We start from the raw sequence: 13865 nt of genomic DNA on the forward strand, positions 1-13865 counted from the left end.
ATAAAAATCAACTCTAGGCTTTCAGGCGAACTTCTCCATCTTTCCAGGGCGACCGGGCGGCGAAAAGGAGCTCACCCTCCTCCACCATACGCTGGGCGATGGAGCCGTCGATCTGCAGGGCGCTGCGGAAATCGCCCATGCACAGGACGGTGACGGCGGCGGGCAGGTCCAGGCGGCCAAGAGTGGCCAGCGCCAGGTTGCCGTCCCAGCAAGGCAGCGGCGCCTCGTCATCAATGACGATCAGGAAGTGGCCGGTGGCGCCTTCCCCACGCATCGGCGACGGGACCAGGAGGTAGATGCGCCATGGGTGCAGGGCGTTCACAAGGGCCAGCAAGGCCGCCGCTATCCGTTGCGCACCAACCCACCGGTCACCCCATTGCCCGGGCCCTTCCGCCGCCGCCATGCCGTCCTCCCTGGGTTGGTCGTCTCCTGTTCCGCGTCGCCTTTGCCTGGTACCGAATGGAAGCGCTCACCGGCCCTTGAACTGGGGCGGACGCTTCTCGGCGAACGCGCTCATGCCTTCCTTCTGATCCTCCAGCGCGAAGGTCGAGTGGAACAGCCGGCGCTCGAACCGCAGCCCTTCGGCCAGCGTCAGCTCGAACGCGCGGTCCACCGCCTCTTTCGCCATCATCACGGCGGGGCGGGAATAGCCGCAGATCTTCTCCGCCACCTTGATCGCCTCATCCACCAGGTCCGCCGCCGGGATGATGCGCGCCACCAGGCCCGCCCGCTCGGCCTCCGCCGCGTCCATCATGCGGCCGGTCAGCACCAGTTCCATGGCCTTGGCCTTGCCGATGGCACGGGTCAGACGCTGGGTGCCGCCGGCGCCGGGAATGGTGCCGATGGTGATTTCGGGCTGGCCGAACTTGGCCGTGTCGGCGGCCAGCAGAATATCGGCCATCATGGCCAGTTCGCATCCGCCGCCCAGGGCATAGCCCGCAACCGCCGCGATGGTCGGTTTGCGGCAGGTGGCCAGGCGACCCCACTTCTTGGTGATGAAGTCGCCTAGGTAGGCGTCCATATAGGTCTTGGACTGCATCTCCTTGATGTCGGCGCCAGCGGCGAAGGCCTTTTCGCTGCCCGTCACGACGATGGCGCCAATGGAATCGTCGGCCTCCAGCCGGTCCAGCGCGTCCTGCAGGTCGGTCACCAGGCCGTCCGACAGGGCGTTCAGCGCCTTGGGACGGTTCAGGCGGATCAGGCCCACGGGCCCCCGCACCTCGACCAGGATGTTCTCGTAGGCGAACTCGGACATTGGGGTCCTCTCCAGGATGATTACGGCGGGCGTTTTCTCGCCAGCGCCGGATTGGGAACCGGGACCGCATCACGGCCCGACCAGTTTCCGCGACCTGCCCATTATCGGGGAAAGGGCAGGCAAATACCGATGTCGCCAAGATTATTCAGCGATCCGCCCGGCCTGACTAGAAAAAGGGGGTGAAGGCTGGAAAAGGGGCTTGCGAAGTTTGTGAAGTAGCCTCTCGCACGGCTGCCGCGCCGCCGTGCCCAAGCCCGAAAGGTTGCCTGTTACGGGCAATCCTGGAATGATCCGCCGCGATGCGCGGGCCTGGCGGCCCCAAACCGGTACCTATGACCCTGCCCGCTCGTGAAACCAACACCGTGACGACCCAGACTGCAAAGACGCCCGCGGTTCCCCCCCGTGGCGGGGCGCCGGCCCAGGCGGCGCGGCGGATGCGCGATGAGATCCTGGCCCTGCCCGACGGCGCGCCGCTAGGCTCGGAAGAGGAACTGCTGGCCCGCTATGGCCTGAGCCGGCCCACCCTGCGTCAGACGGCCCGTATCCTGGAGCAGGAACAGTTGCTGGTCGTGCGCCGGGGCAACGGCGGCGGCTATTACGGCCGGCGGCCGGACATCGGCGCCGTCACCCAGGCCGCGGCGCTCTACCTGCGCCTGCGCCAGACCACGGTGCGCGATGTGCTGGACGCCTTCCAGCTGGTGAATGTGGAGGCCGCCCGCCTGGCCGCCCTGACGGATACGATGGCGGCCGACGCCACGGGCGCGCGGCTGGATCTGGCGGAATTCCGCCAGCATCTGATGGACCGCAAAGACGTGACCTACCTGGCGGCCGACGTGGTGCGGGACGAGGTGGCCCTGTACGCCATCCTCATGCGCATGGCGGGTAACCCGGCGCTGGAACTGTTCCACCGCACGCTGTTCGAGTTCGGCCAGCGCGATGCGAACCTGCGCGTCTTCCAGGGCCATCCCGACCGTTGCGCCCACTGGCGCACCGGTCGCCTGCGCATGGTGGACGCCATCCTGGCCCGCGACCCGGAGATGGCCGTGCTGCTGGCGCGTCGGCAGAACCGCCTGATGCTGGACTGGGTGTCGCCGGAGGTGGAGCGGGAATCCATCGCCCCCCGCGACTGAGCCAACAAGAGGGGGACGGCCCGTCATTCCGTCCCCGTAACGTTAAAGGGATAACGTTGATGAACGGGCCCGTCTCTCGCTTCTATTTCTCCGACCGCCTGCGCCTGCACTATGTCGAGTGGGGCCGGGAGGACAAGCCCACCCTGCTGCTGGTCCACGGCGGCCGCGACCATTGCCGCAGCTGGGATTGGGTGGCGCAGGAGTTGGCGCGCGACTTCCACATCCTGGCACCCGACCTGCGCGGCCACGGCGACTCCACTTGGTCGCAAGGGGGCGCCTATACCCTGGCGGAGGTGGTGGCCGACCTGGTGCAGCTGCTGCGCCAGCGCGCCGGCCGCAAGGTCGTGGTCATGGGCCATTCCTACGGCGGGGCGGCGGCCCTGTTCCTGGCCAGCCTGTACCCCGAGCTGGTGGAGCGGCTGGCGGTGGTGGAGGGCACCTGGCCCTGGCAGGAACTGCGGACGCAGAAGCCCCTGGCCGACCGTTTCCGCGACTGGGTGGACAAGGTGCACGAACTGTCGGCCCGGGGCCCCCGCAAATACCAGACACTGGAGGAAGCCGTGGCCCGCATGCAGGCGGAGAACAGTTTCCTGTCGACCGACCAGGCGCACCACCTGACGGTCCACGGCCTGCACCAGAATGAGGACGGCACCTACAGCTGGAAGTTCGACAACTACATCCGCACCGCCTATCCCTTCCGTATCAGCCTGGATGAGCTGCGGGACCTTTGGTCGGCGGTCACCTGCCCCACCTTGCTGATCAACGGCGGGAAAAGCTGGGTGGAGGATCCGGTGGCCAATGGTGCCGCCGCCTTGTTCCCGCAAGGGCGAACGGCCATGATCGCGGACGCCGGCCATTGGCCGCATCACGACCGCCTTGACGAGTTCATGGCGATCACGCGCCCCTTCCTGGCGGGCTGACCCTATCGCGGCCGCAAGCCCTCGACCAGCAGGGCCAAGGCCTCGGCCAGGGCTTGCTCCTGAGCCTCTACCGCCAAGCGCTCGGCGGCGCCTACCAGCATCTTGGCCGCGCGATGCAGCTCCCCCACCGTGAGGTCCGCGCGCACCAGGCCCACCGCCTGCGCCGAGGCCAGCGGCGGGGCCAGCACGGCGTCCAGTAGCCGGTGTAGCCCCTGGATGAGGGCAGGCCCGTCCTCCTCCGCCTCCAGGCTGGCGATCAGGGGGCCGTGCAGCACGGCCTGGCGGGCGATGCGGCACAGGAAGGGATAGAAGGCCGCCTGGTCGCCGCCGGTGCCCGCCCAATCCTGGGCCAAGGCCGCCAGTTGCCGCTCGAACACCGCCAGGGCCAGCGCGCGCCGGTCGGCGAAGTTGCGATAGAGGGTGGCGCGGCCTACCCCGGCCTCCGTCGCAATGGCCTCCAGCGCGACATGATAGCCGTGGCACTGGAACAGCGCCGCCGCCGCCGTGATCAGCCGTTCCCGACGGTCCTGCGCATCCCGACGCACGGGGGCCGCTCCTTCCTTGGGGAGATTCTTCAACCGGAACGCCGCGATGGCGTATCGGGTTGCACCGCTTCTAAAATTTCCCGCCACGGCGATTGTCACGGAACATCTGGACAGGCCTGTCCGTTTACAGCGGCCGTTCACCAGCCGCCCCCTACCTGAGCAGGCCTGCCCCATGAGTGATGACGAGACGCCACGCGAGGACCAGCAGCCCCAGGGCGATCGTCATCAGGGTGACGACAAACGACAGGACGACAAGAAGCGGGACGCAGACGGCCGGGACAAGGACGGCGATGAGGAGAAGAAGCCCTCCCCCCTCGCCAACCCGCGGGTGCGCATCGGCCTGATCATCGCGGCCGTGGTGGTCGTCGCGGCCCTGATCGCCTGGGGCGTCTACTACTGGACCACCGGCCAGTACGAGCAGGAGACCAACGACGCCTATCTGCAAGCCGACATGGTGACCGTCGCGCCCAAGGTGGGCGGTTATGTCGAGCAGGTGCTGGTCGAGGATAACCAGTTGGTCGAGCCCGGCCAGCCCCTGGTGAAGATCGATGAGCGGGAGACCAGGGCGCGCCACGACCAGGCCGTGGCCCAGGTGGCCCAGGGCAAGGCCGCCATCGTGGAATACCAGGCCCAGATCCGCCGGCAGGAGGCGGAGATCGTCCGCGCCCAGGCCCAACTGGCCGGCGCCCGCAGCACCGCCCTGTATGCCCAGCGCCAGGTCGACCGCTACACACCGCTCGCCGCCAGCGGCGCCCAGACGGCGGAGCAGCTGGACCAGATGCGCCAGACCCGCGACCAAGCCAGGGCCGAGGCCGTCGCCGATGAGGCGCAGGTGGAAAGCGCGCGGCGCCAGATCGATGTGCTGGACGCCCAGATCCAGAGTGCCCAGGCCCAGGTGGAGCAAGCCCAGGCCCAGGTGGACCAGGCGGACGTGGATTTGCGCAGCACCCTGGTGCGCAGCAGCATCAGGGGCCGGGTGGGTGACCGCACCGTGCGCGTCGGCCAGTACGTGCAGACGGGCACGCGCCTGATGTCCATCGTACCGCTGGAGGGCGTCTACCTCGTCGCCAACTACAAGGAGACGCAGATCGGCCTGATGCGCATCGGGCAGCCCGCCACCTTCACCGTCGACGCCGTCAGCGGCGGGGAGTTCCACGGCACCGTGGACAGCTTCGCCCCCGGCACCGGCGCCCAGTTCGCCCTGCTGCCGCCGCAGAACGCCACCGGCAACTTCACCAAGATCGTGCAGCGCGTGCCGGTGCGCATCCGCATCGAGGCAGGGCCGGAAGCGCGCAAGGTGCTGGTGCCGGGGCTGTCGGTCATCGTCACCGTCGACACCATCGGCGCCAAGGAGGAGCAGCGCCGTATCAAGGAAGAGGCCAAGCGCACGGAGGAACGCCGCCAGCGCGAGCATGACGACGCCGTCCAGCGCAACCGGGAGGCGGAGAAAACCAACCAGCCGCAGAATGGGGCCGGGAAATGAGCGCCGCCGCAGCAGCAGCGGCCCCGAAGGGAAATACGTCGAAGGCCGGCAGCGGCGCCTGGTTGGCCGTGGCGGCCGGCACCATCGGCGCCCTGATGGCCACACTGGACGTTTCCATCGTCAACGCCGCCCTGCCCCTGATCCAGGGCGAGGTGGGCGCCAGCGGCAGCGAGGGCACCTGGATCTCCACCGCCTACCTGGTGGCGGAAATCGTCATGATCGCCCTGGCCGGCTGGTTCGTTCGCATGCTGGGCCTGCGCACCTTCCTGCTGATCGTCACCGCCGGTTTCGTCCTGTCGTCCATGGCCTGCGGCATTTCCAGCAACCTGGTGCAGATGATCATCGGCCGCGTCGGCCAGGGCATGACCGGCGGTGCCATGATCCCCACCGCCATGACCATCGTCTCCACCCGCCTGCCGCCCAGCCAGCAGCCGGTGGGCATCGCCATGTTCGGCGCCACCGCTGTGCTGGGGCCCGTGCTGGGGCCGGCCATCGGCGGCTATCTGGCGGAGAACGTCAGCTGGCATTACGCCTTTTTCCTGAACCTGCCCATCGGCCTGACGCTGCTGGGCCTGCTGACCTTGGGGCTGCCTTCGGAAAAGGGCGATTGGGGCCAACTGGCCGACGCCGACTGGCTGGGAATCCTGGGGCTGACGCTGGGCCTGGGCTGCCTGACCACCCTGCTGGAGGAGGGCCAGCGGGAGCGGTGGTTCGAATCCGACATGATCAACACCCTGGCCGGCGTGTCCATCCTCGGCTTCGTGCTGCTGATCGCGGGGCAGTTCGTGGCCCGCCGGCCGGTCATCCGCCTCAGCATCCTGGTCAGCAACCACAGCTTCGCCGCCGTCTTCGCCATGAGCCTGGTGGTGGGCGGGGCGCTGTATGGCCTGCTGTACCTGATCCCGCAGTACCTGGCCAATGTGCAGGGCTATAACCCGGAACAGTCGGGCTATATCGCCATGATCAGCGGCGTGCCCACCCTGATGCTGATGCCCCTCTTCCCCCTTGCCGTGCGCCGCATCGACGTGCGCCTGGCCGTCGCGATGGGCCTGGGCTTCTACGGCATCAGCTGCATGCTGAACAGCCACCTGACACCCGATATCGCCGGGCCGGAACTGGTGGTGCCGCAGTTGCTGCGCGGCGTGGGCCAGTTCTTCTCCATGCTGTTCCTGAACCAGGCGGCCACCGCCTCGGCCGGCAAGGAGCATGCGGAGGACGCGTCCTGCCTGTTCAACGCCGCCCGCAACCTGGGCGGCTCCTTCGGCCTGGCCGTCATCTCCACCCTGCTGGACCAGCGCGACACCCTGCACATCAACCGCATCGGAGAAAGCGTCACCTACAACTCCCCCGAGGGACAGGCCTACGTCGCCCAGCTGACCCAGGCCTTCGCCAACGGCGATCCGGAGGGCGGCCGGCTGCGCGGCCTGGCGGTGTTCAGCCAGCAGGTGGCCCACCAGGCCAACGTCCTGACCTTCAGCGACCTGTTCTGGCTGTTTGGCATGATCCTGTTCGGCTCCATCCCCCTGGTGCTGATGATGCGGCCGCTGCCCAAGGGCGGCGCGCCGGGCGGGGGGCATTGACGATGAGGCGCCTAGCCCTGCTCCCGCCCCTGCTCTCGTTATTGGCCGCCTGCACGGTGGGGCCCGACTACAAGGGCCCGCCCGACGTGGCGCCCCGGTCCGAAGCCGCCGGCCAGTTCCGCCGCGCCGCCAGCGCGCCGGTGGATATCGCCACCCCGCCGGCGCGCTGGTGGGACGGCATGGGTTGGGACGGCAGGGGCGATCCGGAGCTGGCCCACCTGGTGGATCTGGCCCTAGCCGCCAGCCCGACGCTGAAGGCGGCGCAGGCCCGCGTGCTGGAGGCCCGCGCCCTGGTGGCGCAGCAGCGCGCCGCCCTGTTCCCCCAGGGAAACGCCACCGCCCTGGCGGCCAAGGCCCGCATCCCCACCGGCGCGCTGTCCACTGCCGACAATCAGATCAATGCCGCCTTGGCGCGCGAGGCCATCACCAACCCCAGCCTTTTCCCCGGCGGCACACCACCCCATGTCGACATCCCCAACCATGTGACGACGGAGCTGTACAACCTGGGCTTCGACGCGCGCTGGGAACTGGACCTGTTCGGCGGCACGCGACGGGAGATCGAGGCGGCGGCGGCCCAGACCGACGCGGCCGCCGCCAAGGTCGAGGACGCCCAGGTGCAGCTGGCGGCGGAGGTGGGCCAGGCCTATGTGGGCCTGCGCGATGCCCAGCACCGGCTGGACCTGACCCGCGCGTCGGCGGCGGCCGAGCACCGCATGCTGGACCTGACGGTGGATAAGCGCCGCCTGGGCACGGCCACGGAGGCCGACGTGGCCCGGATGGAGACCCAGGCCCGCCAGACCGACGCCCAGATTCCACCGCTGGAAGGCCAGGTGGAACAGGCCATGGACCAGCTGGCCCTGCTGGCGGGACAGGAGCCCGGGACCCTGGATGCCGAGCTGGCGCCCATCCGCCCCCTGCCCCTGCCGCCGGCGGTGGTGCCGGTGGCCGACCCGGCCGCCCTGCTGCGGCGCCGGCCGGACATCCGCGCCGCCGAACGCCAGCTGGCCGCCAGCAATGCGGAGATCGGCTACGCCGTGGCCCAGCTGTTTCCGAATGTCAGCCTGTTCGGCAGCATCGGCTTCGGTTCCAACAAGGTGGACACCCTGTTCCGCAGCAGCAGCCTCAGCATGATCGGCGCCCCCATGCTGAGCTGGAACGTGCTGGACTGGGGCCGGGTGCGCGCCCAGATCCGCCAAGCCAGCGCCGCCAACGAGGAAAGCCTGGCGCAATACCAGAGCACGGTGCTGCAGGCCCTGCAGGACGCGGAGAGCGGCCTGTCACGCTACGGCCACCAACGCGAGGCCACCTTCCAGCTGGCGGCCGCGCTGGACGTGGCCACCCGCGCCCAGCGCCTGGCCGACGCCCGCTATCGCGGCGGCACCGCCACCGCGCTGGAGGCCCTGGACGCCGAGCGCCAGCGCCTGCTGGTGGAGCAGAGCTTGGCGCAGGCCCAGGCGCAGACCAGCAACGACTACATCGCCTTGCAGAAAAGCCTGGGCCTGGGCTGGCAGCCGGTGGATCCGGCGCGGTTGCCCAACCCGCCGGATTACTGAGGCGGAACCCGGCACAGGCTGCGGCGTTTCCCGGTGACGAACGGAGATGGAACCCATGCCTACGCCCCTGAAACCCCGCCGCTTCTCCGCCTGGCTGTCCTGGCCCGGCCTGACGGGCGTCGTCGTCATCCTTCTCGGGCTGGCGCTGGCGATCCCCGGCGGCTGGCTGATCGTGGCGGGTGGCAGCTGGTATTACCTCCTGGCCGGCCTGACGCTGATGGCGGTGGGCGTGCTGCTTGGCCTGGGCCGGTGGGAAGCCTTATGGCTGTATGCCCTGCTGTTCCTGGCGACAGCACTTTGGGCCTATTGGGAGGTGGGACTGGACGGCTGGCAGCTTGTTCCCCGCCTGCTGACGCCGGCCCTGCTGGGCGTCTGGCTCAGCCTGCCGTGGGTGGTGCGCCCCCTGCATGGCGCGCCGCGCCCGGCAGGGCCGCCGGAGGACGATCCCCTGGCCACGCACAGCGTCCGACCCCGGCCCCTGACTTACCGACCCTGGCTGGGCGTGGGCGTCTACGCCCTGGTGGCACTGGCGATCGTGGTGCTGGGCTACCGCGTCTCGGCCATCCGCGCGGTGGAGGGCAACCCCCTGGTGGGCGGCAAGCCCGTCACGGAACCGACGCCCAACCCGCCGGTGCCCGAGGGCGGCTGGCAGTATTATGGCCGCACCGCCGATGGCGACCGCTTCTCCTCCTTGAGCCAAATCCGGCCGGACAATGTGAACCAGCTGGATTTGGCCTGGTCCTACCGCACCGGCGACATGCCCAGCGACTTCGAGAATCAGAACGGGCGGGAATTCAATTTCGAGGCGACGCCCATCAAGGTGAACGACACCCTTTATTTCTGCACGCCGCACCGCCAGGTCATCGCCCTGGACGCCACCACCGGCGCCGTGAAGTGGAAATACGATCCGCACAACGACACATCGGCCAACGAGTACCTGGCCTGCCGGGGCGTGGCCTATTACGAGAAGCCGGCCGAGGCTGCACCCACGCCCCTTGCCCCCACAGGAAACCCCATGGCCGCCGCCTGCCCCCGGCGCATCATCGCCACCACGGCGGACGCCCGGCTGATGGCCCTTGATGCCGACACGGGACAGCCCTGCCCCGATTTCGGCAGCAACGGCTACGTCAGCCTGACGGACGCCATGGGCCCGGTGCCGCCGGGCTTCCACTTCATCACCTCGCAGCCGCTGGTGGTGAACAACCGCGTCATCCTGGGTGGCTGGATTTACGACAACCAATCCAAGGGCGAACCCTCGGGCGTGGTGCGCGCCTATGATCCCGTCAGCGGCGCGCTGGCCTGGGCCTGGGACATGGGCCGGCCCGACCCCACGGCGCCGCTGACGCCGGGTGAGGTATATACCCGCGGCACGCCCAACGGCTGGGGCACCTATACCGCCGACCCGGCTCTGGGTCTGGTCTACATCCCCCTGGGCAACGCCACGCCGGACTATTACGGCGCCGACCGCCGACCCTTCGACGACGCCTATTCCAGCGCCCTGGTGGCGCTGGACATCACCACGGGCCAGGAGCGCTGGCACTTTCAGACCGTGCACCATGACGTCTGGGATTTCGACCTGCCCATAGGCCCCTCGCTGGTGGAGGTATCGACGCCCGACGGCGTCGTCCCGGCCCTGGTGCAGACCACCAAGATGGGGGAGCTGTACCTGCTGGACCGGCGCGACGGCCATCCGCTGGCGCGGGTGGAGGAGAAGGCCGTGCCCGGCCGGGGCCTGCCGGGCGAGCGTCTGTCACCCACCCAGCCCTTTTCCACCGGCATGCCCTCGTTGACCCCGCCGCCGTTGAGGGCCACCGACGCCTGGGGCGCCACCCCCATCGACCAGTTGCTGTGCCGGCTGGATTTCCAGCGCCGGCGCTACGATGGTCTTTATACCCCGCCCACGCTGGACCGCGGGACCATCGCCTATCCCGCCTTCGATGGCGTCGTCGACTGGCACGGCGCCAGCATCGACCCCAGCCGCCACCTGCTGATCGCCAACGCCAGCTACATCCCCTTCACCGTCGATATCCTTCCGCGCGAGGAGGCGGTGAAGAAGGGCATGATCAAGCCGTGGAAGGGCTGGAGCGAACCCTATCCCAAGCCCAAGGACTTCAGCATCGGGCCGCAGTACGGCACACCCTATGCCGCCGTGGTCCAGCCCTGGCTGGGTGCGTTCGGCGCCCCCTGCCACGCCCCGCCCTGGGGGAAGCTGGTGGCCATCGACCTTCAGAGCCGCACGATCGTCTGGCAGCGTCCCCTGGGCACCACGCGGGACACCAACCTGTTCAACATCCGGACGAACCTGCCCCTGCCGACCGGCATCTTCAACATCGGCGGCAACCTGGTGACGGCCAGCGGCGTCATCTTCATCGGCGCCACCGCCGACCAGTATCTGCGCGCCTTCGACGAGCATACGGGGCGGGAGCTGTGGAAGGCGCGCCTGCCGGCCGGCGGTCAGGCCAACCCCATGACCTACCAGGGCAAGGATGGGCGGCAGTACGTGGTCGTCGCCGCCGGCGGGCACGGCGGCCTGCGCACGCGCAACGGCGACTACATCATGGCCTACGCCCTGCCCACGCCGGGCGCCAGCGTCGTGGGGATGGAGAGCCATCCTGGAAGCCATTAATGCGGAAGCCATTGAAGCGTAGAGATTTTTTCATTTCAGGCGGGAACCGGCGGCGTCCGAGGATGTTGCCTGCATGGGCAGACATCATTCGAGGGGGCACCCATGAAGCGCCTGGTTATCGTTTCCAACCGGGTTCCGGCCGCCGGCACGCCGCAGGCCGGCGGCCTGGTCGTGGCGCTGGTGGGCCTGTTGCGCCGGCACAAGGGCCTTTGGTTCGGGTGGAGCGACGCGTTGGCGGACCATCCTGATCCCGAGCCGCGGGTGGTCGATCGGCAGGGCATCAGTTGCGCCATGATCGACCTGACGCCGGACGAGCATCGCAAATACTACCTCGGCTTCGCCAACGGCGTGCTGTGGCCGCTGATGCACATCCTGCCCGGCGTGGTGAGCTTCCACCGGAACGAGCTGGAGACCTATCGCGCCGTGAACGTCCGTTTCGCCACGGCATTGAAGGGTCTGCTGAAAAAGGATGACCTGATCTGGGTCCAGGACTACCAGTTGCTGGCTGTGCCGGCAGCGCTGCGGGACCTGAAGGTTGGCAACCCCATCGGCTTCTTCCTGCACATCCCCTTCCCCCCGCCAGTGGTGGCGGCCATTTCCGAAGGCCTGCTGGGACTGGTGCGTGACGTGCTGGCCGCCGACCTCATCGGCTTCCAGACGGCGACGGATGCGGAGCATTTCGCCCAGACGGCGGCGCGGTACGCCGGCGCCCGCCGGGTAGGCAAGCTGGGGCTTAGACTGGGCGACCGTACCGTCCGTCTGGGGGTCTTCCCGGTGGAGATCGACGCGCAGGAATTTGCGCGCGTGACCAAGGCAGCCATGGAACGGCGGCCGGCCCAGGATCTGGCCCACAATCTGCGCGACCGCGCGCTGGTTCTGGGGGTGGACCGGCTGGATCCCAGCAAGGGATTGGTGGAACGCCTGACCGCCTTCCGGCAGTTCCTGGCGGCAGAGCCGAAATGGCACCGCCGTGTCAGCTTCCTGCAGATCGCCGCCAAGTCGCGCGAAGGGGTGCAGGCCTACCGCAGCCTGTTGCGGGACCTGGAAAGGATCGCCGGCGCCACCAACGGCGCCTATGCCGAACCCGACTGGACGCCGTTGAAGCTGGTGACACAAAGCAGCACCCGCAACACCGTCGCCAGCTATATGCGGCATGCCCGCGTAGGGCTGGTCACCCCTTTGCGCGACGGCATGAACCTGGTGGCCAAGGAGTTCGTGGCGGCGCAGGATCCGGACGACCCGGGCGTGCTGGTGCTGTCCCGCTTCGCCGGGGCCGCCACCCAGCTGGACGCCGCCCTGCAGGTCAACCCCTATGACCCCGACCAGATCGAGGAGGCCTTGCGCCGGGCCCTGACCATGCCGCTGGCGGAGCGGCGGGAGCGCTGGCGCGACCTATGGGATGTCATAAAGGACACGTCGGCCCTGGCGTGGGGCGAGGCCTTCGCCGACGCGCTGGCCAACCGCAAGATGGCGCGCACCAAAACGGAGCGCGACGGGACTGGCGGGCTCCCAACGAAAAAGGCCGCCCCCCGGGCGAGCGCGAGGGGGACGGCCTCCAAACGGGCGCGGCCAGCCGGGAACGGGATGGCCGAAGACGGGCGCCCCACCACGGGAGGCGCCCAGGCCACGACCGGCTGACGCCGGGTCGCTTATTCCGCCGCCATGGCGTTGATATGCGACTTGGCCAGCATGGTCAGCTTCTCATCCGTGGCCTTTTCCTCTTCCAGGTTCTGGTGCAGCAGGGCGGCGCAGTCGTCGCGGCCTAGCAGCTTGGCCCAGGTCACCAGCGTGCCGTAGCGCGAGATCTCATAATGCTCCACCGCCTGGCCGGCGGCGACCAGGGCGGCGTCCAGCACCTGCTTGTCGTCCACGTCGCCGGCGATGTCGTCGGTCTCATCGATGATCCCGTCGATGGCCGGACACTTCACCGCTTCCGGCTCCACGCCGTGCTGGCGGAACACCTGCTCCAGCCGCTGGATCTGGCCTTCGGTTTCCCGCAGGTGGGTCTGGAAGCCCTGCTTCAGTTCTGGGTTGGTGGCCTTTTCGATCATGTCGGGCAGCGCCTTCAGAATGCGCTTCTCCGCGTAATAGATGTCCTTCAGTTGATGAACGAACAGGTCGTTCATGGTCTCAATGTCCTTGGTGAACAAACCCATGGTGTTCCTCCTGGGGATTGGACGCGGGATTGTGTTTATGGCGCCGGCGTCGGTGGGGCTGCCGGCCACCACTCAATTCCCGAACCCCGGCCCGGTTCCGGGGTTTTTGAGCGCCCTTCCGCCGCCGACACCCGTCCACCGCCGTCATAGGCGGTTCACCTCGAATTCCTCACAGGAATAGCCCAGGGCGGCCAAGCCCTCCTCCAGGAAATCGCCCAGGGTGGGGATGCCGATCAGGTAGCGGGCGGACCTTTCCCGGTGACGCTCGAACGCCAGGGCGCGGGCCTCGGCCCATTCGGCCGCGGTGTAGTCGCCTCGCCCGATCCAGGTCAGGGTGATCAGGTCCACCACCTCATCCTCGTTCAGGGACGTGATGGCACCCACCAGTTCCGCCTGGGTGGGATCGTCGTCGTAATCCTCCAGGATGCCACGCTCGCCGTCATCGGCGGGATTGGATGCCGGGTCCGGTTCCACCGGATCGACCTTCACATCGAATTCCCGCGCCTTGACGATGATGAAGCAGACCTTTTCCAGACTGATGTTGAGTTCCGCCGCCGGGGTGCCATCACCGGTCGTTTCCTGGGTATTGGACATCGTGGAGCCCTCCGTTTCGCACG

The 13865-nt window shown here is 68.5% G+C and carries 12 protein-coding genes; 7 read left to right on the forward strand and 5 right to left on the reverse strand.

Translation table 11 applies throughout. The features are described 5' to 3' along the window. Nucleotides 1-13 precede the first annotated feature (13 nt). Together Y958_RS25805 and Y958_RS25810 are read right to left on the reverse strand one after the other, a co-directional pair. Entirely contained in the window at nucleotides 14-334 is a 321-nt protein-coding gene (locus Y958_RS25805) for a hypothetical protein (protein ID WP_040844934.1), read from the reverse strand. A gap of 135 nt (nucleotides 335-469) precedes the next feature. Next, nucleotides 470-1255, reverse strand: coding sequence for an enoyl-CoA hydratase (locus tag Y958_RS25810; RefSeq protein WP_040844936.1), 786 nt, complete (start codon nucleotides 1253-1255; stop codon nucleotides 470-472). Nucleotides 1256-1587: 332 nt separating this feature from the next. Between Y958_RS25810 and Y958_RS25815 the strand changes: the two genes are divergently transcribed. Then, on the forward strand, nucleotides 1588-2385 hold the full coding sequence (locus Y958_RS25815) for a FadR/GntR family transcriptional regulator (RefSeq protein WP_004272384.1): 798 nt from the start codon (nucleotides 1588-1590) through the stop codon (nucleotides 2383-2385). A gap of 59 nt (nucleotides 2386-2444) precedes the next feature. Further along, the gene (locus Y958_RS25820; RefSeq protein WP_088874752.1) at nucleotides 2445-3305 is read left to right on the forward strand and encodes an alpha/beta fold hydrolase; all 861 of its coding nucleotides are present in this window, start codon (nucleotides 2445-2447) and stop codon (nucleotides 3303-3305) included. A gap of 2 nt (nucleotides 3306-3307) precedes the next feature. Here Y958_RS25820 and Y958_RS25825 read toward each other — a convergent pair whose 3' ends face one another. After that, on the reverse strand, nucleotides 3308-3850 hold the full coding sequence (locus tag Y958_RS25825; protein ID WP_186291495.1) for a TetR/AcrR family transcriptional regulator: 543 nt from the start codon (nucleotides 3848-3850) through the stop codon (nucleotides 3308-3310). 172 nt (nucleotides 3851-4022) lie between these two features. Between Y958_RS25825 and Y958_RS25830 the strand changes: the two genes are divergently transcribed. The 5 genes from Y958_RS25830 to Y958_RS25850 all read left to right on the forward strand — a co-directional run bounded on the left by Y958_RS25830 (nucleotide 4023) and on the right by Y958_RS25850 (nucleotide 12730). Further along, nucleotides 4023-5333 carry an HlyD family secretion protein gene (locus tag Y958_RS25830; RefSeq protein ID WP_088874754.1) on the forward strand — a complete coding sequence of 437 codons (1311 nt, stop codon included), beginning with the start codon at nucleotides 4023-4025 and terminating at the stop codon, nucleotides 5331-5333. Beyond that, nucleotides 5330-6913 carry an MDR family MFS transporter gene (locus tag Y958_RS25835; RefSeq protein ID WP_088874755.1) on the forward strand — a complete coding sequence of 528 codons (1584 nt, stop codon included), beginning with the start codon at nucleotides 5330-5332 and terminating at the stop codon, nucleotides 6911-6913. Before Y958_RS25830 ends, Y958_RS25835 begins: the two co-directional genes overlap by 4 nt. A gap of 2 nt (nucleotides 6914-6915) precedes the next feature. After that, nucleotides 6916-8466 carry an efflux transporter outer membrane subunit gene (locus tag Y958_RS25840; protein ID WP_088874756.1) on the forward strand — a complete coding sequence of 517 codons (1551 nt, stop codon included), beginning with the start codon at nucleotides 6916-6918 and terminating at the stop codon, nucleotides 8464-8466. A gap of 55 nt (nucleotides 8467-8521) precedes the next feature. Then, nucleotides 8522-11092 carry a membrane-bound PQQ-dependent dehydrogenase, glucose/quinate/shikimate family gene (locus Y958_RS25845; RefSeq protein WP_425600690.1) on the forward strand — a complete coding sequence of 857 codons (2571 nt, stop codon included), beginning with the start codon at nucleotides 8522-8524 and terminating at the stop codon, nucleotides 11090-11092. Between the two features lie 102 nt (nucleotides 11093-11194). Next, the gene (locus Y958_RS25850) at nucleotides 11195-12730 is read left to right on the forward strand and encodes an alpha,alpha-trehalose-phosphate synthase (UDP-forming) (RefSeq protein WP_088874758.1); all 1536 of its coding nucleotides are present in this window, start codon (nucleotides 11195-11197) and stop codon (nucleotides 12728-12730) included. Between the two features lie 11 nt (nucleotides 12731-12741). Here the strand turns inward: Y958_RS25850 and Y958_RS25855 are convergent, their stop codons facing one another. Both Y958_RS25855 and Y958_RS25860 read right to left on the reverse strand, forming a co-directional pair. After that, on the reverse strand, nucleotides 12742-13248 hold the full coding sequence (locus Y958_RS25855) for a YciE/YciF ferroxidase family protein (RefSeq protein WP_040846655.1): 507 nt from the start codon (nucleotides 13246-13248) through the stop codon (nucleotides 12742-12744). Between the two features lie 144 nt (nucleotides 13249-13392). After that, nucleotides 13393-13842 (reverse strand): DUF3775 domain-containing protein, encoded by a 450-nt coding sequence (locus Y958_RS25860; protein ID WP_050898365.1) that lies wholly within the window; start codon nucleotides 13840-13842, stop codon nucleotides 13393-13395. Between the last annotated feature and the right edge of the window lie 23 nt (nucleotides 13843-13865).

The sequence above is a fragment of the Nitrospirillum viridazoti CBAmc genome (assembly GCF_000730165.1).
In the GTDB taxonomy this organism is placed as follows: Bacteria; Pseudomonadota; Alphaproteobacteria; order Azospirillales; family Azospirillaceae; genus Nitrospirillum; species Nitrospirillum viridazoti.

Excerpts from the sequence above, each read along its gene's own strand:
- Y958_RS25810 (WP_040844936.1), bottom strand. The coding sequence starts at position 1,255 with ATGTCCGAGTTCGCCTACGAGAACATCCTGGTCGAGGTGCGGGGGCCC.
- Y958_RS25815 (WP_004272384.1), top strand. The coding sequence starts at position 1,588 with ATGACCCTGCCCGCTCGTGAAACCAACACCGTGACGACCCAGACTGCA.
- Y958_RS25820 (WP_088874752.1), top strand. The coding sequence starts at position 2,445 with ATGAACGGGCCCGTCTCTCGCTTCTATTTCTCCGACCGCCTGCGCCTG.
- Y958_RS25830 (WP_088874754.1), top strand. The coding sequence starts at position 4,023 with ATGAGTGATGACGAGACGCCACGCGAGGACCAGCAGCCCCAGGGCGAT.
- Y958_RS25835 (WP_088874755.1), top strand. The coding sequence starts at position 5,330 with ATGAGCGCCGCCGCAGCAGCAGCGGCCCCGAAGGGAAATACGTCGAAG.
- Y958_RS25840 (WP_088874756.1), top strand. The coding sequence starts at position 6,916 with ATGAGGCGCCTAGCCCTGCTCCCGCCCCTGCTCTCGTTATTGGCCGCC.
- Y958_RS25845 (WP_425600690.1), top strand. The coding sequence starts at position 8,522 with ATGCCTACGCCCCTGAAACCCCGCCGCTTCTCCGCCTGGCTGTCCTGG.
- Y958_RS25850 (WP_088874758.1), top strand. The coding sequence starts at position 11,195 with ATGAAGCGCCTGGTTATCGTTTCCAACCGGGTTCCGGCCGCCGGCACG.
- Y958_RS25855 (WP_040846655.1), bottom strand. The coding sequence starts at position 13,248 with ATGGGTTTGTTCACCAAGGACATTGAGACCATGAACGACCTGTTCGTT.
- Y958_RS25860 (WP_050898365.1), bottom strand. The coding sequence starts at position 13,842 with ATGTCCAATACCCAGGAAACGACCGGTGATGGCACCCCGGCGGCGGAA.